The following is a 22,040-nucleotide window of genomic DNA, read 5'->3' as shown; positions in this document are numbered from 1 at the left end:
TTCGTTGAATTCCAGCATGATGAACGGCCGTGTTCCAAACAGTTGAAACCGGCCGTTCCCAGAGCCTTATGTCCCGCATAAACCGGACATAAAGAGCGAGCTACGGCAAAAGCCGGGACGGATGTGCGCACAGCGATACCAGCCGAACGCGCGCTGTGCCCAACTGGCGGCAATTCACTGTCGAAACGTTATGAACGACAGGGGCGGGCCGTGTCCGATGACACAGCCCGCCCCGGCGAATCCACCTGGAGACCGTGTTACTTGAGCCGGGCCATCAGCGCGTGCTCGACGAGGGTGATGAGCGCGCTCTTGGCGTCCGCGCGGTGGCGGGCGTCGGTGGTGATGATCGGGGCGTCGGGCCCGATCTGGAGGGCCTCGCGGACCTCCTCCGGCGTGTACGGCTGGTGCCCCTCGAAGCCGTTGAGCGCCACGACGAACGGCAGGCCGCTGTTCTCGAAGTAGTCCACGGCCGGGAAGCAGTCCGCGAGACGGCGCGTGTCGACGAGCACGATGGCACCGATCGCGCCGCGGACCAGGTCGTCCCACATGAACCAGAAGCGGTCCTGACCGGGCGTACCGAAGAGGTACAGGATCAGGTCCTGGTCCAGGGTGATGCGGCCGAAGTCCATGGCGACCGTGGTGGTCGTCTTGTCACCGGTGTGGGTGAGGTCGTCGATGCCCGCGCTCGCGGACGTCATGACGGCTTCGGTGCGCAGCGGGTTGATCTCGGAGACCGCGCCGACGAACGTGGTCTTGCCCACGCCGAAGCCGCCCGCCACCACGATCTTCGCGGAGGTGGTGGAGCGGGGAGCCGCTCCGGCGTCAGAGCTTGCGAAGTCCACTGAGAACCCTCTCGAGCAGCGTTACATCCGGCGTTCCGCCGGCCTCTCCATTGCCCGGCTGGTGGATGGCCACCATTCCGGCCTCGGCCAGGTCGGCCACGAGGATCCGGGCGACACCGAGCGGCATCGACAGCAGTGCGGAGACCTCCGCGACCGACTTCACCTCGCGGCACAGGGTGCAGATGCGCTGGTGCTCGGGGAGCAGGGTGGAGAGGTGCATCGGATCGGCCGTGGTGCTGACCAGCGCCTCGATGGCGAGCTGGTAGCGGGGCCGGGTACGGCCGCCGGTCATCGCGTACGGACGCACCAGCGGCTGGTCGCCTTCCGAGTACGAATCTCCGTACGCATCGGGATAGGCGGGGGGCGGGGTCATTGATCCTCCGGGCTGGACAGCAGTGGTCAGCGTGCCGTCTGACGGGGCGGCCGGTGGGGGGACGTGATGACGGCCTGACGGGTGTACTGGTTTCCGGGTGCGGAGTCCCGGTCCCCCGGCCGGAAGTACCGTCCGGCCGGGAGTGTGCGAGTCAGATGAGCAGGCTTCCCTGAAGCTCCGCGCGCAGGTCCGGGGTGAGGACGCTGCCGGCGCGGTCCACGAGGAGGGCCATCTCGTAGCCCACGAGGCCGATGTCGCATTCGGGGTGCGCGAGAACGGCCAGCGAGGATCCGTCGGAGACGGACATGAGGAAGAGGAATCCCCGGTCCATCTCGACCACGGTCTGGTTGACGGCGCCGCCCTCGAAGATCCGGGAGGCCCCGGCGGTCAGCGAGGTCAGACCGGAGGCCACGGCCGCCAGCTGGTCGGCGCGGTCACGGGGGAATCCTTCGGACATCGCCAGAAGGAGTCCGTCGGCGGAGACCACCACGGTGTGGGACACCCCAGGGGTGTTGTCCACGAAGTTGGTGATCAACCAGTTCAGGTTCTGTGCCGCCTGGCTCATCGAACTCAACTATCGCTCCTGCTGGTAAGTGGGGTCGATGTGGTAACTGCCGGTCGCGGGGCCGGAGGTGCCGGCCTGACGCCCCTGCTGGATACCGCGTCGGAGGTTGGTGAGGCGCCCGCGGACGTCGTCCGGGGCACGCGAGACCTGCGGGCCCGCCTGGGCGTCGGCCTGCTGCTGGGCGGTACCGGCCACGAGGTTCGCCCGCGGCACCCGGCGGGGCAGCCCCGAGGTGGTGATGCCGCCCGCGGCGGGCTGACGCACCCGCTCCGCCTGACGCATCAGCTCGTCGTTGGGGGAGGACCGCCAGCTGACCGTCGGCGTGCTGCCGGTGACCGCGGTGGCGGGCTCGGCCGCGTGCTCCTGGCCGCGCTGCGGCAGGCCCTGCTGCGGGGCCGCCGGAGCGGCGGACCGCTGCGGCCCGGACGGCTGGGGCTGCTGGGGTACGGCCGGTGCCTGCCCGGAGGACTGCGCGTCCTGCTGGGGGTACCAGTTCGACTCCAGCGTGTCGAAGATCGGGCTGCGCAGCTCGCCGGTGTGCTGCGACGGGGCCGCGGGCAGCGCCTCCGGCTGGTGGGCCTGCGGCAGCTGCGGAGCCTCGGCGCGCGGGGCCGGGGCGTAGCCGCCCGGCTGCTGCGCCTGCGGCTGCTGTTCGCCGTAGCCGCCGGCACCGGGGCCGCCGGGCCGGGCGAACTGGCCGGTCGAGGACGGGTCCAGCGGACCGCCCTGCTGCGGGCGCTCGAACTGGCCGGTCTGGCCCGGGCCCGCGTCCTGCGGGCGCGGGGCGTTGAAGTCCGGACGGGCGAACTCGGCCGTGGAGCCGGGGCCCGACAGCTCGTCGTGGCCGCGCGGGACCTCCTGGCCGTTCTGCCCGACTCCCCAGCTGGTGGCCTGGGGGAGCCCGGCCGCGGGAGCGCCGGCACCCGGAAGCTCCGGGCGGGGGGCGCCGCCGCGCGGCGGCAGCTGCGGGCGCCGGCGCTGGACCGGAGCCTTCTGCGCCGGCTGCTGCCGGTCCTGCTGGCCCGGCTGCTGCGGGGGCTGGCCCTGCTGGCCCTGCTGCCCGTACTGGCCGGGCTGCTGGGACTGGGGCTGCTGCGGCCGCTCGAAGCCGTTGCCCTGCGGGAACCCGCCGGGCGCCGGCTGCTGCGGCATGCCGGCCGGACGGGCCTGCGGACCGCCCGAGAGGAGGCCGCCGCCCTGGTTGCCGCCCTGACCGCGGGCGGGCAGCGGGGCCCCGGAGCCGAAGGCGCCCTGGCCCTGACCCGTCGCGGCGCCGGGACCGCCCTGGGGACGCTGCCCCGGGCCGCCCTGCTGCGGACGCTGCTGGCCCGGCGCGCCGTCACGTCCGGGCAGTGCGGCACGCTGGCCGCCGCCCTGGACCTGGCCGCGCTGCTGGCCGGCGCCCACGGGGGGACGCGCGCCCGCGCCGGGCACGGAAGCCTGCCCGCCGGGAGCACCCTGGCCGCCCTGGCCGCCCGCGGGACCGCCCTGAGCGCCCGCGGGGCCGCCCTGACCACCCTGGCCCGGCATCGGAGCCGGCTTCTTGCCGCCCTGGGCGACGTCCACCGGGAGCATGACGAGGGCCGTCGTACCGCCCGAGTCGGAGGGGCGCAGCTGGATGCGGATGCCGTGTCGCAGGGACAGGCGGCCGACCACGAACAGGCCCATGCGGCGGGAGACGGAGACGTCCACGGTCGGCGGCGACGCGAGCCGCTCGTTGATCGCGGCGAGGTCCTCGGGGGAGAGGCCGATGCCGGTGTCGTGGATCTCGACGAGCACGCGCCCGTCGGGCAGCGCGTGACCGGTGACCTTGACCTTGGTCTGCGGGGAGGAGAACGAGGTGGCGTTCTCCAGCAGCTCGGCGAGGAGGTGCACGAGGTCGTTGACGACGCGGCCGGCGACGTCGGTGCCGGGCACCGACGCGAGTTCGATGCGCTCGTACTGCTCCACCTCGGACGCCGCGGCGCGGAGCACGTCGACGAGCGGGACGGGGCGGGTCCACCGGCGGCCCGGCTCCTCGCCCGCGAGGACGAGGAGGTTTTCGCCGTTACGGCGCATGCGGGTCGCGAGGTGGTCGAGCTTGAAGAGGGAGGACAGCTGGTCCGGGTCGGCCTCGCGCGACTCCAGTTCGGAGATGAGCGAGAGCTGACGCTGGATGAGGCCCTGGGAGCGGCGCGAGAGGTTGGTGAACATCGCGTTGACGTTGCCCCGCAGGAGGGCCTGCTCGGCGGCGAGGCGGACGGCCTCGCGGTGCACGTCGTCGAAGGCCGCGGCCACCTGGCCGATCTCGTCGCGCGTGTGCAGGCCGACGGACTCCACGGAGGTGTCCACGTCCTGCGGGTCCGACTCCGAGAGCTGCTTGACGAGCTCGGGCAGTCGGTCCTGGGCGACGCGCGTCGCGGTGTCCTGCAGACGGCGCAGCGAGCGGATCATGGACCGGGCCATGATGAACGCGCCGACGAGCGAGACGCCGAGGACGAGGAGGATCAGGGCACCGTTGATGATGGCGTCCTGCTGCGACTCGTTCTTGAGCTCGCGGGCCTTCTGCTCCATGTCTTCGAGCAGCGTGAGCTCGATGACCTTCATCGCCTGGAGCTTGGTGTCGTCGGCGTCGTACCAGTCCATCCAGGACCGGTTCTTCTCCTTGCCGAACTGTCCCTGGGTGCTCAGGACGCGGCGGGCGTAGTGGTCGGCGGTGCCGATCTCCGTGTTGCCGTCGCCGAGCGCCGCGAGGAGCTCCTCGGGCTTGCCCTGGTAGACGAGTTCGAAGGTCTTCTTCTGCTGGCTCTCGCCGCGCAGCGCGGAGAGGGCGTAGAGGCGGTCGTTCTCCTCCAGCTTGCCCGGCTTGTCACCGCTCTCGGGGAGCGAGGCGGCGATGATCGCGCGCTGGATGGAGGCGTACTCCTTGGCGGCGGAGAACGCCGCCAGGGCGCGGGTGCGCTTGATCATCTCGGGGCTGGAGGTGGCCTGGGCCATGTCCTGCGAGAGCGAGAGCAGCGAGACGATCAGCGAGTTGTACTCGGTGACGGTCTGCTGGGCGCCGTTGACGTACGCCTTCTTGCGGATGTCCTCGATGCCGGTGAGCTGGCGGCCGATCTGCAGGATGTTGTTGCGGATCGACTTGAGGGTCTCGTCCTTGTCCTGCGCGTTGTCGACCTTGTCGGTCGCGGAGGCGAAGGCCTTGGCGGCGGCGTCGGTCTGGTCGCGGACGCCCTGGACGAGGCTGTTGGCCTTGCCGTCCTTGGTCTGCGACAGCGGACCGGCCGACTTGTCGCGCTCCTCCTGGAGCATGGCGGCCAGGTTGGTGGCCTGCCGGGTCATCGTCGTCAGCAGCTGCATGTGCTCCAGCTGCGCGATGTCGTTCATCGAGTCGTTGATGCGGAAGCCACCGAGCGTGGTGGCGGCGACGACCGGCAGCGTCAGCAGCGACACCAGTCGCGTGCTGATGCGCCAGTTCTGCATGGCCAGACGGGAACCGGGCCCGGGAGGGGCCTTCGGTATCGCCTCGTCGGTCTCGGCCGGCTCGCTCTTGCCCTTGGCGCGGCCGGCCTTGGCGACCTTGCCGGCCTTGGCGGACTTGCCGCGGCCCTTCGCCTTCACCGAAGCCGAGGCGTCCGGGACGCCCGCTCCTTCGACAGCCGGCCCGCGGTTCTGGGCGTGCTGGTGCGAGGAGCCACGGTCGGTCCCGCCGCGCGGCTCCTGCTCCGCCGCAGCGCTGCCATCCCTCTTGAATCGTCCCTGCACTAGCGTCGCAACCTCTGGACCAGGCGTCCCGCCGGGTGAGCGGTGGGACGGTGTCGAGTCGTGGGGCACTGACGGCCCCATGGTGGTCGTCGGTGACCGGCGCGTCTCCCTCTCCTTGCCACCGCGCTCGGCGCTCTCTCGCGCCACCTGCGCGCCGGCTGATACCCGCGGCGGTCCCGCGAATTCCAGCACAGTGGGGGATCTCCAACAAGGTGCGCGTGTCGCCCCGGCGAGCCGGTCACGGCACGTGACGGGCGGGCTACGCGACGTACAACCGCTATCGGGATGAATCGGACTTACGCCAATCAAAGCTTGCCTCTGGCAAGGTGTCCCAGTCCTGATGATCAGGAGCGGAATGACAGATTCAGTGGCGCAATGTCCGTTTCGTCAAGCGGAATTGACTGACCATTATGCCCGGAATGCCCCTTCGTTGGTGAGCAAACTCACACGCTCGTGGCCATTACTTCCCGGTTCGGTCGGGGATTCAGATGTTTAGCCTTGCCCTTTAAAGGGTTGGCGCCACACCCGGCGCATCCGACAACCCTCACCCCACGAGCGAGCCGAGGGCCCGAAACTCCGATGAAGACGACGATGATGTTCCGCAACATAGCCAACCCCCGCCGCACGACCCTCGCGCACCTCAAGGACGCCGAGGAACTGCAGGCGGCCCCGGCCACCCCGGAGCACTCCGTCGAGCTGCCGGCCCAGACCGCGAACCCCCGCCGCACCGTCCTGATGGACGCGCCGGTCGCCGCCGCGCAGTAGCGGCCCCGCGCGAGGACGCGGAGCGCCGCCGCCCACCGCGTTAGCCTGGAGTCCGCAGACTCCAGCCAGCGGAAACACAAGAGGGGCAGACGCAACACGTGCGCATCGCCAGGTTCTCGATCGACGGCAACGTCGCCTTCGGCGCGGTCGAGGGCGACGCCGCCCCCGGCGACGGGTCGGAGCTCGTCCTCGACATCATCAAGGGCATCCCCTTCGCGGACTTCGAGCTCTCGGGCACGAAGGTCCCGCTGAGCAAGGTCCGGCTGCTGCCTCCCGTGCTCCCGAACAAGGTCGTGGCCGTCGGCCGCAACTACGCGGAGCACGCGGCGGAGCTGGGCAACGAGGTGCCCGAGGCGCCGATCACCTTCTTCAAGCCCTCCACCTCGGTGGTCGGCCCGGGCGACCCGATCACGTACCCCTCCTTCTCCCAGGACCTCCACCACGAGGCGGAGCTCGCCGTGGTCATCGGCCGCATGTGCCGGGAGGTCCCCAGGGAGCGCGTCAAGGACGTGATCCTCGGCTACACCTGCGCCAACGACGTCACCGCGCGCGACGTCCAGCAGCGGGAGAAGCAGTGGGCCCGGGCCAAGGGCTTCGACAGCGCCTGCCCCCTCGGCCCCTGGATCGAGACCGGCCTCGACCCGGCGGCGATCGCCGCGGGCCTGGCCGTCCAGTGCACCGTCAACGGCGAACAGCGCCAGCTCGGCAGCACCAGCGACATGGTCCGCTCCGTCGAGGACCTGGTCGTGCACATCAGCGAGGCCATGACCCTGCTCCCGGGCGACGTCATCCTCACGGGGACCCCGGCCGGAGTCGGCCCCCTCAACGTCGGCGACGAGGTCGCCGTCACCATCGAAGGCATCGGCACTCTCACCAACAAGGTGATCAAGCGTGGCTAACGCGAACGTCCGCGTACGTTTCTGTCCCTCCCCGACCGGCAACCCCCACGTGGGCCTGGTCCGCACCGCCCTCTTCAACTGGGCGTTCGCCCGCCACCACGGCGGTACGTTCGTCTTCCGCATCGAGGACACCGACGCGGCGCGCGACTCCGAGGAGTCGTACGTCCAGCTGCTCGACTCGCTGCGCTGGCTCGGCTTCACCTGGGACGAGGGCCCCGAGGTGGGCGGCCCGCACGCCCCGTACCGCCAGTCCCAGCGCATGGACATCTACGCGGACGTCGCGCAGAAGCTCCAGGACGGCGGCTACGCCTACCACTGCTACTGCACCACCGAGGAGCTCGACACGCGCCGCGACGCCGCCCGCGCGGCCGGCAAGCCCTCCGGCTACGACGGCCAGTGCCGCGACCTCACGGCGGAGCAGAAGGCCGCGTACGAGGCCGAGGGCCGCAGCTCGATCGTCCGCTTCCGGATGCCCGACGAGACCATCACCTTCACGGACCTGGTCCGCGGCGAGCTCTCCTTCACCCCGGAGAACGTGCCGGACTTCGGCATCGTCCGCGCGAACGGCGCCCCGCTGTACACGCTGGTCAACCCGGTCGACGACGCGCTGATGGAGATCACGCACGTCCTGCGCGGCGAGGACCTGCTGTCCTCCACCCCCCGCCAGATCGCCCTCTACAAGGCGCTGACCGAGCTGGGCGTCGCCAAGGCCACCCCGCAGTTCGGCCACCTGCCGTACGTCATGGGCGAGGGCAACAAGAAGCTCTCCAAGCGCGACCCGGAGTCCTCGCTCAACCTCTACCGCGAGCGCGGCTTCCTGCCCGAGGGCCTGCTGAACTACCTCTCGCTCCTGGGCTGGTCCTTCTCCAAGGACCAGGACATCTTCTCGATCGAGGAGATGGTGGCGAAGTTCGACATCGACGGCGTGAACGCCAACCCGGCGCGCTTCGACCTCAAGAAGTGCGAGGCGATCAACGCCGACCACATCCGCCGCATGGACCCCAAGGCCTTCGCGGACGCCTGCGAGCCGTGGCTCCGGGCCCCGCACGCCAACTGGGCCCCCGAGGACTTCGACGCCGAGGCCTGGGCGCGCATCGCCCCGCACGCCCAGACCCGCGTCACCGTCCTGTCGGACATCACCGCGAACGTCGACTTCCTGTTCCTGAAGGAGCCGGTCGAGGACCAGGCGTCGTGGGACAAGGCCATGAAGGGCGAGCCCGCGGCCCTGCTGACCACCGCCCGCGAGAACCTGGACGCGGCCGACTGGTCGGACCCGGAGTCCCTCAAGCAGGCCGTCCTGACCGCCGGTGAGACCCACGGCCTCAAGCTCGGCAAGGCGCAGGCCCCGGTCCGCGTGGCCGTCACCGGCCGCACGGTCGGCCTGCCGCTCTTCGAGTCCCTGGAGATCCTGGGCAAGGAGCGCTCGCTGGCGCGCATCGACGCGGCGCTGGCGAAGCTCGCCGCCTGATCCGCACCCCGTGAAAGGGGCGGTGGCCTTCCGGCCGCCGCCCCTTTCGGCGTTGTCGGCGATCGGCCCTAAGGTGCGTGCAGTCGATCACGCACTCCCCGGAAGGCCGCACCATGCCGATGACCGCCCCCGACTTCGACCGGTACTTCACGCCGGGCCATTCCTTCGTCTACGAGAGCGGCGAGAGCGGCACCCTCGCGGTGGCCGTCGCGGGCGAGCTGTGGCTCCCAAGCGGCGAGGTGATCGCCTGCGACCCCTTCGTCAGCCTCGGCGGGGGATGGACCAAGCCGTTCACCACCCGGGTGGCCCCCGGCCGCTACCGCGTCGAGACGGCGATAGCCACCCTCGTCACCCCCGGCGCGGACCCCGGCGGCCGCCCGCACCTGCGTACGGCCGCCGCCCGGCTGGTGATCCGGGACACGGCGACGGCGAGCTGGGAGCACGCCGTGACCGAGGGCCAGGACGTCTCCGGGCTCGGCGACGGCGAGTTCTTCGGCTACGGGGTGGACGCGGGCGCCGGCTGCTTCTACGACAAGGCCGCCGACGACTCCTTCCCGGACTGCGAGGGCGACGAGGGCCCGCTCTGGGACGCCTTCGAAGGAGCCGGCCACGGCCCCGGCCCGTACCTGGTCGCGGGTGAGCACGGTCACAACATCGCCGCCTTCGGCTCCGGCTGGGGCGACGGCCACTACCCGACCTGGGTCGGCCGGGACGCCGACGGCGAGGTCACCTGTTTCGTGACGGACTTCTTCGTCGTGCCCACGAAGGAGGACGCCGCGGCGTAGGCTCGCACCCATGCCGATCCGCGCCGTGCTGTGGGACATCGACGACACCCTCTTCGACTACACGGGTGCCGATTCGGCGGGCCTGGCACGGCACCTCGCCGACGAGGGGCTGGGGGAGCGCTACGGAACCCCCGCCGACGCCCTGGCCCTGTGGCGGCGCCTCACGGAGGTGCACTGGGCGCGTTTCGCCGCCGGCGAGGTCACCTTCCAGGGCCAGCGGCAGGACCGCGTACGGGACTTCCTCGACTCCCCGGGCATGGGCGACGAGCAGGCCGACGCCTGGTTCGACCGCTACGTCGAGCACTACAAGGCCGCCTGGGTGCTGTTCCCGGACGTCGTGCCCGTACTCGACGCCCTGGCCGGTGACTACCGGCACGGGGTGCTCTCCAACTCCTCCGCCGCCAACCAGGACCCCAAGCTGCGCCACCTCGGGGTGCGCGACCGCTTCGAGGTGCTCGTCTGCGCCGCCGAGCTGGGCGTCAGCAAGCCCGACGCCGCCGCCTTCCTCGCAGCCTGCGCGGCCCTGGCGCTGCCCGCGGGCGAAGTGGCGTACGTGGGCGACCAGCCGGAGATCGACGCGCGGGGCGCCCGGGACGCGGGCCTGAAGGCGGTCTGGCTCGACCGGGACGGCGGGCGCGGGCCCGGTCCGGCCGGAGTGCACCGGATCGCCGGACTCGACCGGCTGCCGGAGCTGCTGGCAGCAGATACCCGTTTTGGAGCACGGTCAGGCATCCGGTAATGTTCTTTCTGCGCCGCCGGAGCGGGCCGAAAGGCCGGACACGGAGGCGCTAACCAAACGAAAGCCCCCCAGGGGGTTGAAGTTCGGTGGGCTATAGTGTAATTGGCAACACGAGGGTTTCTGGTTCCCTTATTCTAGGTTCGAGTCCTGGTAGCCCAGCGCAGTGCAGCAGTAACGCAGTGCTTTGCCCCCGTTGTGTAGCGGCCTAGCACGCCGCCCTCTCAAGGCGGTAGCGCCGGTTCGAATCCGGTCGGGGGTACAGATCCTTCCCGCGAGATCTCCAGGGTCGCACCCGGACGTCTTGATGCAGGATCGCTAGGGCCCCCGTTGTGTAGCGGCCTAGCACGCCGCCCTCTCAAGGCGGTAGCGCCGGTTCGAATCCGGTCGGGGGTACAGTGTCTAGCTGGTCTAGACCTTTGGGCTATAGTGTAATTGGCAACACGAGGGTTTCTGGTTCCCTTATTCTAGGTTCGAGTCCTGGTAGCCCAGCGCAGTACCGCAGTAACAGCTAGCCCCCGTTGTGTAGCGGCCTAGCACGCCGCCCTCTCAAGGCGGTAGCGCCGGTTCGAATCCGGTCGGGGGTACGCACGGAAGAGGCCCTCCGCGATCATCGCGGAGGGCCTCTTCGCTGTTTCCGGCCGGGCGCCCGAGTGGGCCGGCCCGGCGCATAAGTACGGGCCCGGAGGCGCGAGTTCGGACGTGTGCGGCGTCGTACGCGCCCCCGGACCCGGGGGTGGTGGTGGGAGGTCTGTGGCCGGGAGGTGCTCAGCCGGAGCGGCGCAGGGCCTCCGTCAGTCGGGCGGCCGCGTCGATGACGGCCTGGGCGTGCATGCGCCCGGGGTGCCGGGTCAGGCGCTCGATCGGCCCGGAGACCGATACGGAGGCCACCACGCGGTTCGACGGACCGCGCACCGGCGCCGAGACGGAGGCCACGCCGGGCTCCCGCTCGCCGATCGACTGGGCCCAGCCCCGGCGCCGTACGCCGGACAGGGCCGTGGCCGTGAAGCGCGCGCCCTGCAGGCCCCGGTGGAGCCGTTCGGGCTCTTCCCAGGCCATCAGGATCTGCGCGGCCGATCCGGCCTTCATGGGGAGCGTGGAGCCCACGGGGACGGTGTCCCGCAGGCCCGACAGCCGCTCGGCGGCCGCCACGCAGATGCGCATGTCGCCCTGACGACGGTAGAGCTGCGCGCTCTCGCCCGTCACGTCACGGAGGTGCGTGAGCACCGGTCCGGCCGTGGCCAGCAGGCGGTCCTCGCCGGCCGCGGCGGCAAGCTCTGCCAGCCGCGGACCGAGGATGAACCGGCCCTGCATGTCCCTCGCCACCATCCGGTGGTGTTCCAGTGCCACGGCAAGGCGATGTGCCGTGGGTCGTGCGAGCCCTGTCGCCGCGACCAGCCCGGCGAGGGTGGCCGGACCGGACTCCAGTGCGCTCAATACCAGAGCTGCCTTGTCGAGAACGCCGACGCCGCTAGAGTTGTCCATGAAACGATATTCACGTCTCACACTGTGAAACGCAAGTTCAATTTTTCCAAGAACCAGCGAGTCTGTATGTACGGGTCCACGAACCACTGGATCCGGGACGGTGAGCCGGAGGGAAAGCGATGGGTAGGACACTCGCGGAGAAGGTCTGGGACGACCATGTCGTCCGGCGCGCCGAGGGCGAGCCCGATCTCCTCTTCATTGATCTCCACCTGCTGCACGAGGTGACCAGCCCGCAGGCCTTCGACGGCCTGCGCCAGGCCGGCCGCAAGGTCCGACGCCTCGACCTCACCATCGCGACCGAGGACCACAACACCCCCACGATCGACATCGACAAGCCGATCGCGGACCCGGTCTCCCGCGCGCAGCTGGAGACGCTGCGGGCGAACTGCGCCGAGTTCGGTGTCCGTCTGCACTCGCTGGGCGACGTCGAGCAGGGCGTCGTCCACGTGGTGGGACCGCAGCTGGGCCTGACCCAGCCCGGCACCACGGTGGTCTGCGGCGACTCGCACACCTCCACCCACGGCGCCTTCGGCGCGCTGGCCTTCGGCATCGGCACCAGCCAGGTCGAGCACGTGCTGGCCACCCAGACGCTGCCGCTGGCCCGCCCCAAGACGATGGCGATCACCGTCACCGGCGAGCTGGCCGAGGGCGTCACCGCGAAGGACCTGATCCTGGCGATCATCGCCAAGATCGGCACCGGCGGCGGCCAGGGCTACATCCTGGAGTACCGCGGCGAGGCCGTCGAGAAGCTCTCGATGGAAGCCCGCATGACCATCTGCAACATGTCGATCGAGGCCGGCGCCCGCGCGGGCATGATCGCCCCCGACCAGACCACCTTCGACTACCTCCGGGGCCGCGACCACGCCCCCGTGGGCGAGGACTGGGACGCGGCGGTCGCGTACTGGAAGACGCTGCGCACCGACGACGACGCGGTCTTCGACGCGGAGGTCGTCATCGACGGCGCCACGCTGTCCCCGTTCGTCACCTGGGGCACCAACCCGGGCCAGGGCGCGCCGCTGTCGGCCAACGTCCCCGACCCGGCTTCGTACGAGGACGCTTCGGAGCGCCTGGCCGCCGAAAAGGCCCTGGAGTACATGGGGTTGACCGCCGGGCAGCCGCTGCGCGACATCCGTGTCGACACGGTCTTCGTAGGTTCGTGCACCAACGGCCGCATCGAGGACCTGCGGGCCGTCGCCGGGATCATCGGGGGCCGCAAAGTCGCCGACGGCGTACGGATGCTGGTCGTCCCGGGCTCGGTCCGGGTCGCGCTCCAGGCCGTGGAGGAGGGCCTGGACAAGGTCTTCAAGGAGGCCGGCGCCGAATGGCGGCACGCGGGCTGCTCGATGTGCCTGGGCATGAACCCCGACCAACTGGCTCCGGGCGAGCGTTCCGCGTCCACCTCCAACCGCAACTTCGAAGGCCGGCAGGGCAAGGGCGGACGGACCCACCTGGTCTCCCCGCAGGTGGCCGCCGCCACCGCGGTGCTGGGCCACCTGGCCTCGCCCGCCGACCTGTCCGACGCCACCGCGACCGCCGGAGTCTGAACCATGGAAGCCTTCACCACCCACACCGGCCGGGCCGTCCCGCTGCGCCGCAGCAACGTCGACACCGACCAGATCATCCCGGCCCACTGGCTGAAGAAGATCACCCGCGACGGGTTCGAGGACGGGCTCTTCGAGGCCTGGCGCAAGGACCCGGAGTTCGTCACGAACCGTCCGGAGCGCGCCGGTGCCACCGTGCTGGTCGCCGGTCCCGACTTCGGCACCGGTTCCTCGCGCGAGCACGCCGTCTGGGCCCTGCAGAACTTCGGCTTCAAGACCGTCATCTCCTCGCGCTTCGCCGACATCTTCCGCGGCAACTCGCTGAAGAACGGTCTGCTGACGGTCGTCCTGCCCCAGGAGACGGTCGAGCGGCTCTGGGAGCTGACCGAGGCCGACCCCACCGCCGAGATCACCGTCGACCTGGTGGACCGCAAGGTCCGAGCCGAGGGCGTCGAGGCGGAGTTCGAACTCGACGACAACGCCCGCTGGCGTCTGCTGGAGGGGCTGGACGACATCTCGCTCACCCTTCAGAACGAAGCGGACATCGACGCTTACGAAAGCACCCGCCCGGCCTTCAAGCCCCGTACGATTCGCGCGTGATTCCTGCCTGATCAGCGCTTATTCGCCCTAGGGCGATCACATCGGCAACACTGTGCCCCCCGCCTTCCGGCGGGGGGCACAGCCGTATGTTGAGGCCCCGTGAGGCGACAACTCGCCCCAGATGGCACAATCTGTGCATGGAACGCGACAGTCAACTGCACCTCTACGAACTCGTCGCGGACCGGTTGAAAGAAGCACACGCAAGGGTGCGCACACTGCAAGTCCCGGAGGGCGTAAGGATGGCGCTGTCCCGGAAGCTGTTGGTCGTCACTGCGGCGTCGAAGCACGATCTCGTCGATGCGGCAAGGCGCCTGGACAGGTTGATGAAGGACCTCGACGAGGGTCGATTCCCTGAAGGCGACTGATGCGAAGGAACTCCGTAACGGCCTACATCGTTGCGGCACTAGGGTGATTAGCCCGTTTCGTGTTTGATTTGCGGTATATATCCGCCTAACGTGCGAAATAAGCTTGAACACATTCGTTCTGGCGAAGTCTCCGAAGGGGAAGACGTGAACAAGGCGCAGCTCGTAGAAGCGATTGCCGACAAGGTTGGCGGCCGCCAGCAGGCCGCGGACGCTGTCGACGCGGTACTCGACGCGATCGTCCGCGCGGTCGTCGCGGGCGACCGGGTCTCGGTCACGGGCTTCGGCTCGTTCGAGAAGGTGGAGCGGCCCGCCCGCTACGCCCGCAACCCGCAGACGGGTGAGCGCGTCCGGGTCAAGAAGACCTCGGTTCCCCGTTTCCGCGCGGGTCAGGGCTTCAAGGACCTGGTCAGCGGCACCAAGAAGCTCCCCAAGGGCGGCGAGGTGTCGGTGAAGAAGGCGCCGAAGGGCAGCCTGTCCGGCGGTGCCTCGGCGTCCGCGACGGTCAAGAAGGCCGCGGCCAAGAAGGCCACCACCGCCAAGAAGGCGGCGGCCAGGACCACGGTCGCGAAGAAGACCACGGCGACCGCCAAGAAGACCGTCGCCAAGAAGACCACCGCGACGGCGAAGAAGACGACCCCGGTGGCCAAGAAGGCCGCGACGGCGGCCAAGAAGACCACCGCCGTCAAGGCGACCGCGGCGAAGAAGACCACCGCCGCCGCCAAGAAGACCGCCCCGGCGGCCAAGAAGGCCACCCCGGCGACCAAGGCGCCCGCCACGAAGAAGGCGACGGCGCGCAAGACCACCGCGAAGAAGACCACCGCCCGCAAGAAGTAAGGGGCACGAGTCACACACGCCGGGCCGGCTTCCCCAGCAGAGGGAAGCCGGCCCGCGGTGCGTGGCCCCGGGCCGCTCGGCCGGGGTTTGTGCAGGTCAGAAGGTCTGCAGCGTGACCAGGGTGATGCGCAGGGCCGGGCCCTCGCCGTCCGTCTCGATCCGCACGCGCTGCCCCGGGCGCAGCAGCAGCAGACCGCCCGCCTCGAAGGCCGCGGCCTCGAAGGGCACCGGGGTGCCGTCGTCCAGCAGCACACTGCCGCTGTGGGTCCGGGAGTCGTACGTGTACGCGGTCGCCTGCATACGGGCACTGTATCGGGCCGTGTGCCGCCCCACGCCGAGGGCCAGGGCCGTGCGCAGGTCCGCCGGAGTGTCCACGTCCCGGCGGACGCTCTCGACGTCCGTCAGTGCGATTTCCACCGCCCCCGAGGCCGAATGACGGGCCCGGGAGGGTCCGCCGAACGAGGGCGCCAATTCCACGTCGGGGCCCGCGCAAAGCAGCGTCGTACCGATTCCGGCCGCATCCGCCAGAAATGCCCGGGGAAATGCGGTGGCGGTATCGAGCACGCGTAGCAATTCCGGCGGCCGCAGGGCGGGCAGGTCCGCGTTGATCGCCGCCACCGCGGTCCCGGGCCGCCCGGCGCGCACCGCCCGCGCCCCGTGGTCCAAGGCGGCGTTGAGCCCGGCCCCGGGGGAGTCGGGAAGGATCCGCGCACCCAGTCTGGCCAGTTCCGCACCGGCCAGGACGTCGTCCGTGACGACCACCACATCCGCGACCGAGGCGCAGGCCAGCGCCCCGGCCACGGTGTCCTGGGCGAAGGCCAGAGCCAGCCCCGGACGGGACGCGCCGACGGCCGCCGCCAGCCGGCTCTTCGCCAGCGCCAAGGGCTTCAGCGGCACCACCAGACTCCACACGGCGTTCGTGACGGACCCCTTCCCTCCGGTGCGCTCCCGCACCCGCCCCGGCCATCGGCGGGCCGTCGCCCGGCCCCCGGTCGGCCCATTGTCGCCTCCGACCGGCCACAGGGGGGCCCGGTGGTGCGAGCGGGGCGTACGGTGTCCTCGACAGGGACCGGACCCGAAGCGACACTTGTCCGGCCCGCAAGGTGCCCAAGCCGCGCACCGCTCCTAGAGGAAGGTGTCCGAGTGTCCCGCCGCAGAATCGGCTTCTGGTACCGCCTGGCGGCGGTCATCGCTAAACCGCCGCTGGTAGTGCTCTTCAAGCGGGACTGGCGGGGAATGGAGCACATTCCGGCTGAGGGCGGATTTATCACCGCCGTCAATCACAACTCGTATCTGGACCCGCTCTCCTACGCGCACTTCCAGTACAACACCGGCCGGGTGCCCCGATTGCTCGCCAAGGCCGGACTCTTCAAGGTGCCTTTTGTCGGCACGATCCTCCGCGGCTCCGGGCAGATCCCCGTCTACCGGGAGACCACGAACGCCCTGGACGCATTCCGTGCGGCCGTCGACGCCGTCGAGCGCGGTGAATGCGTGGCCTTTTACCCGGAGGGCACCCTCACCCGCGATCCGGAGATGTGGCCGATGGCCGGCAAGACCGGCGTCGCCCGCGTGGCACTGATCACCAAGGCCCCGGTCATTCCGGTGGCCCAGTGGGGCGCGAACCTCGCGATGCCGCCCTACGCCAAGGAGAACAAGGTCCGCCTGTTCCCGCGCAAGACCCTCCAGGTGCTCGCGGGACCGCCCGTGGACCTCTCGGCCTACTACGACCGGGAACCCACTCCGGAGGTCCTCAAGGGGGCCACCGAGGCCATCATGGCCGACATCACCGGGCTCCTGGAGGAACTGCGCGGGCAGCGCGCGCCCGGGCAGCCGTACGACCACCGCAAGGCCAGGGCGGAGCAGCGGCGCAACGCCGCGGGGGAGGGCGACAAGTGACACGTCCCGTGAAGGCGGCCGTCTTCGGAACGGGCTCCTGGGGCACGGCCTTCGGCATGGTGCTCGCCGACGCCGGCTGCGAGGTGACCCTGTGGGGGCGCCGCCAGGAGCTCGCCGACGCCATCAACACCGGCCGGACCAACCCGGACTACTTCCCCGGCGTCGAACTGCCCGCGAACCTCCGCGCCACCACCGACGCCGCCGAGGCCGCCCGCGACGCCGACTTCGCCGTCCTGGCCATCCCCTCGCAGACCCTGCGCGCCAACCTCGCCGCGTGGGCGCCGCTGCTGCCCGCCGACGCCGTGCTCGTCTCCCTGATGAAGGGCATCGAACTCGGCACCGCCAAGCGGATGAGCGAGGTCATCGAAGAGGTGGCCAAGGTCCCCGCCGAACGCGTCGCCGTGGTCACCGGACCCAACCTGGCCCGCGAGATCGTCGCCCGCCAGCCCGCCGCCTCCGTCGTCGCCTGCGTGGACGAGGACGTGGCCCGGCGACTCCAGGCCGCCTGCCACACCGCGTACTTCCGCCCGTACACCAGCACCGACGTCATCGGCTGCGAGCTCGGCGGCGCCGTCAAGAACGTCATCGGCCTCGCCGTCGGCATCGCGGACGGCATGGGCCTGGGCGACAACACCAAGGGCTCCCTCATCACCCGCGGCCTGGCCGAAGCCACCCGCCTGGGCCTGGCGATGGGCGCCGACCCGCTCACCTTCTCCGGCCTCGCGGGCCTCGGCGACCTCGTCGCCACCTGCTCCTCGCCGCTCTCCCGGAACCACACCTTCGGTACCAACCTGGGCCGCGGGATGACCCTGGAGGAGACCATCGCGGTCACCCGGCAGACCGCCGAGGGCGTCAAATCCTGCCAGTCGGTGGCGGATCTGGCAGGCCGGTACGGGGTGGACATGCCGATCACCGACACGGTGGTCGACATCGTGCACCACGGCAAGCCCCCGCTGGTCGCGCTGAAGGAACTGATGGGCCGCAGCGCGAAACCGGAACGCCGCTGAGTCCTTTCCGGACGTGTGAGCGGGTACCCTCGTGGCGATATGAGCAGCGAGAACCTCCCCCAGACCCCTGAGCAGCAGGGCCGCAAGCCCCGCGTGGCCGTCGTGTTCGGCGGCCGCAGCTCGGAACACGCCATCTCGGTCGTCACGGCGGGCGCCGTGCTGCGCTCCATCGACCGTGCCAAGTACGAGGTGCTGCCCATCGGCATCACCACGGACGGCCGGTGGGCCCTGACCGCCGACGAACCCGAGCGCATGGCCATCGCGGACCGTGTCCTCCCGAGCGTGGAGGCACTGGCGGATTCCCCGGACGGCACCGTCGTGCTCTCCGTGGACCCCGCCAGCCGCGAGGTCGTCTACACCGAGCCGGGCGCCGTCCCCAAGGCGCTGGGCGAGGTCGACGTCGTCTTCCCCGTCCTGCACGGTCCCTACGGCGAGGACGGCACCCTCCAGGGCCTCCTGGAGCTGTCCGGGGTCCCCTACGTCGGCTCGGGCGTCCTCGCCTCGGCCGTCGGCCAGGACAAGGACTACATGAAGCGGGTGTTCACCTCCTTCGGGCTGAAGGTCGGCCCGTACGTGACCATCCGTCCCCGTGAGTGGGAGGCCGACCCGGCCGCCGCCACGGCCAGGATCCTGGACTTCGCGGGCGAGCACGGCTGGCCGCTGTTCATCAAGCCCGCCCGCGCCGGCTCCTCCATCGGCATCACCAAGGTCGACGACCCCTCCGGACTGGAAGCGGCCGTCCACGAGGCCCGCCGCCACGACCCGAAGATCATCGTGGAGGCGCTGCTGCGCGGCCGCGAGATCGAGTGCGGCGTGCTGGAGTTCGAGGACGGGCCGCGCGCGAGCGTCCCGGCCGAGATCCCGCCGGTCTCCAGCCACGACTTCTACGACTTCGAGGCGAAGTACATCGACTCCGCCACCGGACTCGTGCCCGCCCCGCTCACCCCGGAGCAGACCGCCGAGGTCCAGCGGCTCGCGATCGAGGCCTTCGAGGCCGCGTCCTGCGAGGGCCTGGTGCGTGCCGACTTCTTCCTCACCGAGGACGGCACCTTCGTCATCAACGAGATCAACACCATGCCCGGGTTCACGCCGATCTCCATGTACCCGCGGATGTGGCAGGAGTCGGGCATCGAGTACCAGGAGCTGGTGGACCTCCTGCTCCAGGCGGCCCTGCGCCGCTCCACCGGGCTGCGCTAGCCGCACCCGGCCCCGTACAGCCGACCGCCCGCCGTCCGCCCCGAGAGGGGCGGCCGACGGGCGGCGGTGTGAGCGGGGGCGGGTCCCGCGGGATCAGTACGAGGAGATGCCCACCGGCACCGTCTTGGCCACGGCGGCGGACAGACCGACCAGCATGCCCGCGTCCGTGGCATGCTCCTTGTCGACCCGGACCTCCGTGTACGCCAGCCGCGCCCCGGTGGTGAACCGGAAGCCGCCGTCGGACATCTTCTCCAGCAGCCACCCGACGCCGTTGACCTCGACGCCCTCCTGCTTCGGATCGGCCATCGCGGGGGGCTTGGGGATACCGCACCGCAGTACGATCGCCGAGCCGCCCCACGCGGCGGTCAGATCCGACACCGGCTCGGTGGCGGTCCGCGCCAGTCCCGCCACCGACTCCGGGAGCTCCTTGTGCAGCGACGCACAGAGCCCCGCGACGGCGGCCGGCGGAGCGGGCGGCGGGTCCACCCGGGCCTCGGAATCCCCCGGGGCGCAGCCCGCGAGGGCCAGCAGGGCCAGTGGGGCGGCTAGACGGAACGGCCGGTGGTGGAGTGACATCACCGGCCAAGAGTAGACGGGGGCTACAGATGGACCACGGGGCAGGTCAAGGTGCGGGTGATCCCCTCCACCTGCTGGACCTTGGCGACCACCATGCGGCCGAGATCGTCGACCGTGTCGGCCTGGGCGCGCACGATCACGTCGTACGGACCCGTCACGTCCTCGGCCTGGATCACCCCCGCGATCTTTCCGATGGACTCGGCGACGAACGACGCCTTGCCCACCTCGGTCTGAATGAGGATGTACGCCTGTACCACGGAACCTCCAGGGCGGCCACGAGGATCATTTCCCCTAACCTTCGGATGGGCCCAGGCAGATCGGGCGGGCCCGGGGAAGAAGGGACGCCACGGTACCGCGTCGCCGTGCGCCGCGGGGAGACCCGTGGGCCCGGCGCCACGCACAGCGGGGCGCACGGAGAGCAGAAGTTGACGTATCTGTTGACGGTACCCAGAGCTGTGACGGCTCGCGACCGCAAGCGGACTTGCCAAGAAGGGGCACAGCGATGAAGGGCACTGTGGGCGAGCTGGGGGAGTTCGGGCTCATTCGGGAGCTCACCTCACGGCTCACCACCACCCCGGCGGTCCGGCTCGGACCCGGCGACGACGCCGCGGTGGTGTCGGCCCCCGACCGACGGGTCGTGGCGAGCACGGACATCCTGCTGGAGGGCAGGCACTTCCGGCGCGACTGGTCCACGGCCTACGACGTCGGCCGCAAGGCCGCCGCGCAGAACCTGGCCGACATCGCCGCCATGGGCGCGGTGCCGACCGCGCTGCTCCTGGGCCTGGTCGTCCCGGCGGAACTGCCGGTCACCTGGCCCACCGAGCTGATGGACGGCATCCGGGACGAATGCCAGGTGGCGGGCGCGGCCGTGGTCGGCGGCGACGTCGTGCGCGGCGACACCATCACCGTCTCCATCACCGCCCTCGGTGACCTGCGCAACCACGAACCCGTCCTGCGCTCCGGCGCCCGGCCCGGGGACGTCGTGGCCGTCACCGGCTGGCTCGGCTGGTCCGCGGCCGGCTACGCGGTGCTCTCGCGCGGCTTCCGCTCCCCGCGGGCCTTCGTCGAGGCGCACCGGCGCCCCGAGCCCCCGTACCACGCGGGCCCCGCGGCCGCCGGACTCGGCGCCACCGCCATGACCGACGTCAGCGACGGCCTGATCGCCGACCTCGGCCACATCGCCGAGGCCAGCAAGGTGCGCATCGACGTGCGCTCGGGGGCCGTGGACATCCCGACCCAGATGCACGACATCGGCCAGGCCGTCGGCGTGGACCCGCTCCAGTGGGTGCTGACCGGGGGAGAGGACCACGCCATCGTGGCGACCTTCCCGTCCGACGTGAAGCTCCCGGCCCGCTGGAAGGTCATCGGGGAGGTCCAGCACCGTTCCGCGCTGCCCCAGGTGACCGTGGACGGCGCCCCCTGGACCAGCACCGGCGGCTGGGACCACTTCGGCGCCGATCCGGCCGCCGAGGGACCGTCCCAGTGACCCGGCAGGCACCACACCCGCACCCGCCCCTGTGCCTGACCGTCGCCGGATCCGACTCCGGCGGCGGCGCGGGCATCCAGGCCGACCTCAAGACCATGCTCGCCCTCGGCGTGCACGGCATGAGCGTCGTCACCGCGGTGACCGCGCAGAACTCCCTCGGCGTACGGGGGGCCTGGGAACTGCCCGCCCAGGCCGTCACCGCCCAGTACCGGGCCGTGGTCGACGACATCGGGGTCCAGGCCGTCAAGACCGGGATGCTGTCCTCCGCCGTGCTGGTGGAGACGGTGGCCGGGCTGCTGGCCGGCACGGCGGCCCCGGTGGTGGTCGACCCCGTGGGGGTCTCCAAGCACGGGGACGCGCTGCTCGCCGCGTCCGCGCTGGACGCCGTGCGCCGGGAGCTGCTGCCCCGGGCCACGGTGGCGACGCCGAACCTCGACGAGGTGGCGCAGCTCACCGGGCTGACCGTCACCGACGAGGACGGCATGCGCCGGGCCGCCGACGCCGTCCTCGGCCACGGACCCCGCTGGGCGCTGATCAAGGGCGGCCACCTGGCCGCCCACGGCGGCGAGGCCGTGGACCTGCTCACCGACGGCTCCGAGGAACTGTGGCTGCGCGCGCCCCGCTACGACAACCGGCACACGCACGGCACCGGCTGCACCCTCGCGAGCGCCGTCGCGGCGGGCCTGGCCAAGGGCCTCGCCGTCCCGGAGGCGGTCACGGCCGCCAAGGAGTACGTCACGGGCGCCATCGCGGCCGGCTTCGCGCTCGGCGCGGGCATCGGCCCCGTCGACCACGCCTGGCAGTGGCGCTGAACGCGCCCACCCCCTCCCCGTACCGTCCCGGGAAAGGCAAAAGGCCGGTTCACCAGAGGTGAAC

Annotated in this window: 21 protein-coding genes, 5 tRNA genes and 1 pseudogene; 19 read left to right on the top strand and 8 right to left on the bottom strand. The window is 71.0% G+C overall.

Annotated features, from left to right (window positions below):
* Positions 1–257: 257 nt before the first annotated feature.
* The 4 genes from SLAV_RS11865 to SLAV_RS11850 form a co-directional block, all read right to left on the bottom strand.
* Complete coding sequence (locus SLAV_RS11865; protein ID WP_100660867.1) at positions 258–842, bottom strand: GTP-binding protein; 585 nt, start codon at positions 840–842, stop codon at positions 258–260.
* Positions 823–1,215: a DUF742 domain-containing protein gene (locus tag SLAV_RS11860; protein ID WP_030227311.1), complete on the bottom strand. Its 393-nt coding sequence runs from the start codon at positions 1,213–1,215 to the stop codon at positions 823–825. Before SLAV_RS11860 ends, SLAV_RS11865 begins: the two co-directional genes overlap by 20 nt.
* Positions 1,216–1,366: 151 nt before the next feature.
* On the bottom strand, positions 1,367–1,780 hold the full coding sequence (locus SLAV_RS11855; protein WP_008739864.1) for a roadblock/LC7 domain-containing protein: 414 nt from the start codon (positions 1,778–1,780) through the stop codon (positions 1,367–1,369).
* 9 nt (positions 1,781–1,789) lie between these two features.
* Entirely contained in the window at positions 1,790–5,524 is a 3,735-nt protein-coding gene (locus SLAV_RS11850; protein ID WP_030227313.1) for a nitrate- and nitrite sensing domain-containing protein, read from the bottom strand.
* A 579-nt stretch (positions 5,525–6,103) separates the two neighbouring features.
* Between SLAV_RS11850 and SLAV_RS11845 the strand changes: the two genes are divergently transcribed.
* The 10 genes from SLAV_RS11845 (at position 6,104) to SLAV_RS11800 (ending at position 10,764) form a co-directional block, all read left to right on the top strand.
* Complete coding sequence (locus SLAV_RS11845; RefSeq protein ID WP_030227314.1) at positions 6,104–6,289, top strand: hypothetical protein; 186 nt, start codon at positions 6,104–6,106, stop codon at positions 6,287–6,289.
* A gap of 98 nt (positions 6,290–6,387) precedes the next feature.
* Positions 6,388–7,188, top strand: coding sequence for a fumarylacetoacetate hydrolase family protein (locus tag SLAV_RS11840; protein ID WP_030227316.1), 801 nt, complete (start codon positions 6,388–6,390; stop codon positions 7,186–7,188).
* The gene (gltX, locus tag SLAV_RS11835; RefSeq protein WP_030227320.1) at positions 7,181–8,656 is read left to right on the top strand and encodes a glutamate--tRNA ligase; all 1,476 of its coding nucleotides are present in this window, start codon (positions 7,181–7,183) and stop codon (positions 8,654–8,656) included. The genes SLAV_RS11840 and gltX overlap by 8 nt, the downstream gene beginning before the upstream one ends.
* 113 nt (positions 8,657–8,769) lie before the next feature.
* Positions 8,770–9,441 (top strand): DUF4241 domain-containing protein, encoded by a 672-nt coding sequence (locus tag SLAV_RS11830; protein ID WP_030227324.1) that lies wholly within the window; start codon positions 8,770–8,772, stop codon positions 9,439–9,441.
* A gap of 10 nt (positions 9,442–9,451) precedes the next feature.
* Positions 9,452–10,180 (top strand): HAD family hydrolase, encoded by a 729-nt coding sequence (locus tag SLAV_RS11825; RefSeq protein WP_030227326.1) that lies wholly within the window; start codon positions 9,452–9,454, stop codon positions 10,178–10,180.
* Positions 10,181–10,267: 87 nt separating this feature from the next.
* Positions 10,268–10,339 (top strand) — tRNA-Gln (locus SLAV_RS11820).
* A gap of 27 nt (positions 10,340–10,366) precedes the next feature.
* Positions 10,367–10,439, top strand: a tRNA-Glu gene (locus SLAV_RS11815).
* A gap of 61 nt (positions 10,440–10,500) precedes the next feature.
* Positions 10,501–10,573, top strand: a tRNA-Glu gene (locus SLAV_RS11810).
* Between the two features lie 24 nt (positions 10,574–10,597).
* Positions 10,598–10,669, top strand: a tRNA-Gln gene (locus SLAV_RS11805).
* A gap of 22 nt (positions 10,670–10,691) precedes the next feature.
* Positions 10,692–10,764, top strand: a tRNA-Glu gene (locus SLAV_RS11800).
* Between the two features lie 181 nt (positions 10,765–10,945).
* Here the strand turns inward: SLAV_RS11800 and ndgR are convergent.
* A complete protein-coding gene (ndgR, locus tag SLAV_RS11795; protein ID WP_007266782.1) occupies positions 10,946–11,662 on the bottom strand; it encodes an IclR family transcriptional regulator NdgR in 717 nt (238 codons plus the stop codon).
* Positions 11,663–11,781: 119 nt separating this feature from the next.
* Between ndgR and leuC the strand changes: the two genes are divergently transcribed.
* The 4 genes from leuC (at position 11,782) to SLAV_RS11775 (ending at position 15,002) form a co-directional block, all read left to right on the top strand.
* Complete coding sequence (leuC, locus tag SLAV_RS11790) at positions 11,782–13,206, top strand: 3-isopropylmalate dehydratase large subunit (RefSeq protein ID WP_030227328.1); 1,425 nt, start codon at positions 11,782–11,784, stop codon at positions 13,204–13,206.
* A 3-nt stretch (positions 13,207–13,209) separates the two neighbouring features.
* Positions 13,210–13,803, top strand: a complete 594-nt coding sequence (gene leuD / locus SLAV_RS11785; RefSeq protein WP_030227329.1) for a 3-isopropylmalate dehydratase small subunit — start codon at positions 13,210–13,212, stop codon at positions 13,801–13,803.
* A gap of 137 nt (positions 13,804–13,940) precedes the next feature.
* Positions 13,941–14,168, top strand: a complete 228-nt coding sequence (locus tag SLAV_RS11780) for an SCO5555 family protein (RefSeq protein WP_030227330.1) — start codon at positions 13,941–13,943, stop codon at positions 14,166–14,168.
* 144 nt (positions 14,169–14,312) lie between these two features.
* Positions 14,313–15,002 (top strand): HU family DNA-binding protein, encoded by a 690-nt coding sequence (locus SLAV_RS11775; protein ID WP_030227331.1) that lies wholly within the window; start codon positions 14,313–14,315, stop codon positions 15,000–15,002.
* A 303-nt stretch (positions 15,003–15,305) separates the two neighbouring features.
* Here the strand turns inward: SLAV_RS11775 and cofC are convergent.
* Positions 15,306–15,956, bottom strand: a pseudogene (gene cofC, locus SLAV_RS11770) (2-phospho-L-lactate guanylyltransferase); the annotation flags it as partial.
* 189 nt (positions 15,957–16,145) lie between these two features.
* Here cofC and SLAV_RS11765 point away from each other — a divergent pair.
* Genes SLAV_RS11765 through SLAV_RS11755 form a run of 3 tightly spaced genes read left to right on the top strand, consistent with a single transcriptional unit; the run spans position 16,146 to position 19,102 of the window.
* Positions 16,146–16,898, top strand: a complete 753-nt coding sequence (locus SLAV_RS11765) for a lysophospholipid acyltransferase family protein (protein ID WP_030227333.1) — start codon at positions 16,146–16,148, stop codon at positions 16,896–16,898.
* A complete protein-coding gene (locus tag SLAV_RS11760; RefSeq protein WP_030227335.1) occupies positions 16,895–17,905 on the top strand; it encodes an NAD(P)H-dependent glycerol-3-phosphate dehydrogenase in 1,011 nt (336 codons plus the stop codon). The genes SLAV_RS11765 and SLAV_RS11760 overlap by 4 nt, the downstream gene beginning before the upstream one ends.
* A 39-nt stretch (positions 17,906–17,944) precedes the next feature.
* Positions 17,945–19,102 (top strand): D-alanine--D-alanine ligase family protein, encoded by a 1,158-nt coding sequence (locus tag SLAV_RS11755; RefSeq protein WP_030227337.1) that lies wholly within the window; start codon positions 17,945–17,947, stop codon positions 19,100–19,102.
* A 93-nt stretch (positions 19,103–19,195) separates the two neighbouring features.
* Here the strand turns inward: SLAV_RS11755 and SLAV_RS11750 are convergent, their stop codons facing one another.
* Together SLAV_RS11750 and SLAV_RS11745 are read right to left on the bottom strand one after the other, a co-directional pair.
* Complete coding sequence (locus SLAV_RS11750; RefSeq protein WP_030227338.1) at positions 19,196–19,678, bottom strand: DUF3515 domain-containing protein; 483 nt, start codon at positions 19,676–19,678, stop codon at positions 19,196–19,198.
* Positions 19,679–19,701: 23 nt separating this feature from the next.
* Positions 19,702–19,935, bottom strand: coding sequence for an Lrp/AsnC ligand binding domain-containing protein (locus tag SLAV_RS11745; protein WP_030227340.1), 234 nt, complete (start codon positions 19,933–19,935; stop codon positions 19,702–19,704).
* A gap of 245 nt (positions 19,936–20,180) precedes the next feature.
* On the opposite strand from SLAV_RS11745, the gene SLAV_RS11740 reads away from it, so the two are divergent.
* Both SLAV_RS11740 and thiD read left to right on the top strand, forming a co-directional pair.
* On the top strand, positions 20,181–21,164 hold the full coding sequence (locus SLAV_RS11740) for a thiamine-phosphate kinase (RefSeq protein WP_030227342.1): 984 nt from the start codon (positions 20,181–20,183) through the stop codon (positions 21,162–21,164).
* Positions 21,161–21,976 (top strand): bifunctional hydroxymethylpyrimidine kinase/phosphomethylpyrimidine kinase, encoded by an 816-nt coding sequence (gene thiD, locus SLAV_RS11735; protein ID WP_037686630.1) that lies wholly within the window; start codon positions 21,161–21,163, stop codon positions 21,974–21,976. Before SLAV_RS11740 ends, thiD begins: the two co-directional genes overlap by 4 nt.
* Positions 21,977–22,040: the final 64 nt, after the last annotated feature.

It is taken from the genome of Streptomyces lavendulae subsp. lavendulae, from assembly GCF_002803845.1.
GTDB lineage: Bacteria > Actinomycetota > Actinomycetes > Streptomycetales > Streptomycetaceae > Streptomyces > Streptomyces lavendulae.
Note: the sequence above shows the minus strand (reverse complement) of the source record. Positions and strands in the feature narration are given on the sequence as shown.

Excerpts from the sequence above, each read along its gene's own strand:
- SLAV_RS11780 (WP_030227330.1), top strand. The coding sequence starts at position 13,941 with ATGGAACGCGACAGTCAACTGCACCTCTACGAACTCGTCGCGGACCGG.
- SLAV_RS11845 (WP_030227314.1), top strand. The coding sequence starts at position 6,104 with ATGAAGACGACGATGATGTTCCGCAACATAGCCAACCCCCGCCGCACG.
- SLAV_RS11860 (WP_030227311.1), bottom strand. The coding sequence starts at position 1,215 with ATGACCCCGCCCCCCGCCTATCCCGATGCGTACGGAGATTCGTACTCG.
- SLAV_RS11740 (WP_030227342.1), top strand. The coding sequence starts at position 20,181 with ATGAAGGGCACTGTGGGCGAGCTGGGGGAGTTCGGGCTCATTCGGGAG.
- ndgR (WP_007266782.1), bottom strand. The coding sequence starts at position 11,662 with ATGGACAACTCTAGCGGCGTCGGCGTTCTCGACAAGGCAGCTCTGGTA.
- leuC (WP_030227328.1), top strand. The coding sequence starts at position 11,782 with ATGGGTAGGACACTCGCGGAGAAGGTCTGGGACGACCATGTCGTCCGG.
- SLAV_RS11750 (WP_030227338.1), bottom strand. The coding sequence starts at position 19,678 with ATGTCACTCCACCACCGGCCGTTCCGTCTAGCCGCCCCACTGGCCCTG.
- leuD (WP_030227329.1), top strand. The coding sequence starts at position 13,210 with ATGGAAGCCTTCACCACCCACACCGGCCGGGCCGTCCCGCTGCGCCGC.
- SLAV_RS11830 (WP_030227324.1), top strand. The coding sequence starts at position 8,770 with ATGCCGATGACCGCCCCCGACTTCGACCGGTACTTCACGCCGGGCCAT.
- SLAV_RS11855 (WP_008739864.1), bottom strand. The coding sequence starts at position 1,780 with ATGAGCCAGGCGGCACAGAACCTGAACTGGTTGATCACCAACTTCGTG.
- SLAV_RS11825 (WP_030227326.1), top strand. The coding sequence starts at position 9,452 with ATGCCGATCCGCGCCGTGCTGTGGGACATCGACGACACCCTCTTCGAC.
- SLAV_RS11755 (WP_030227337.1), top strand. The coding sequence starts at position 17,945 with ATGAGCAGCGAGAACCTCCCCCAGACCCCTGAGCAGCAGGGCCGCAAG.